We start from the raw sequence: 561 nt of genomic DNA on the forward strand, positions 1-561 counted from the left end.
CCAACTACCTCGTGGCGGGGATGCTCGTGGAGGCGCTGACCTCCCGCACCTGGGCGCAGGGCGCACAGGTGCGCATCACCGACGGCCGCGAGCAGCTGACGGCCCGCAGCGGCACGGCGGACTTCGGCGGCACGCGGCCGGTACCGCGCGAGGGCAGGTTCCGCGCCGGCAGCATCACGAAGGTCTTCACCGCCACGGTCGTGCTGCAGCTCGTGGCCGAGGGCAGGGTGGGCCTGGACGACCCGGTCTCGCGCCACCTGCCCGGCGTGCTGCCCGACACGTTGCCCGGCGGTGACCGGATCACGGTGCGGATGCTGCTGCAGCACACCAGCGGGCTGGCGAACTACACCGAGCTCCTGCCGCTCTTCCCCGAGCAGTTCCCCACCCCGGCGGCCTGGGAGGCGGTGCGCTACCAGCACCACGAGGCGGCCGACCTCGTCGCCGTCGCCACCGCGCAACCGCTGGGCTTCGAGCCGGGGACGCGCTGGGCGTACTCCAACACCAACTACCTCGTGGCGGGGATGCTCGTGGAGGCGCTGACCTCCCGCACCTGGGCGCAGG

Annotated in this window: 1 protein-coding gene; it reads left to right on the plus strand. The window is 73.4% G+C overall.

The genetic code is table 11. From position 1 onward, the window contains the following. Positions 1-561 (plus strand): serine hydrolase domain-containing protein (locus tag ABEB16_RS22525; RefSeq protein ID WP_345714376.1); only part of this gene is annotated, 561 nt, incomplete at both ends.

The organism is Kineococcus glutinatus, from assembly GCF_039542765.1.
Classification (GTDB): domain Bacteria; phylum Actinomycetota; class Actinomycetes; order Actinomycetales; family Kineococcaceae; genus Kineococcus_A; species Kineococcus_A glutinatus.